General features: G+C 35.3%; 1 protein-coding gene. It reads right to left on the bottom strand.

The genetic code is table 11. The annotated features are described in order from the left end of the window. Positions 1-300, bottom strand: a 300-nt coding sequence (locus tag GFV01_RS10065; RefSeq protein WP_160567232.1) for a hypothetical protein, incomplete at both ends; no start/stop codon positions are given.

The raw sequence follows: 300 nt of genomic DNA, 5'->3' as shown, positions 1-300 counted from the left end.
TTATTTCAGGTTCGGTCAGGTGTGTATAAATCCCTTTTGCTTCATTTTTAAAGGCTTCTTTGGCATCTGATTCATTTCTGTAATAACGATAATTGCTTGTCGGATAATTGCCCAGTAATTGTTTTGATTCATGTAGATTAAATATTTCTTTTGAATCATCTTGGGAATCATCGCATTTTATTGATAAGCGTACTTCTTTCGGGATCGGTACATGATTGGAATTTTTCTTAAACCATACTTCGTTTATGCCTATACAACCGCTCTCTTGGTTCAGTACTCGTACGTATAAAGGGTTCAGGA

The organism is Apibacter sp. B2912 (assembly GCF_009827835.1).
GTDB lineage: Bacteria > Bacteroidota > Bacteroidia > Flavobacteriales > Weeksellaceae > Apibacter.
Note: the sequence above shows the minus strand (reverse complement) of the source record. Positions and strands in the feature narration are given on the sequence as shown.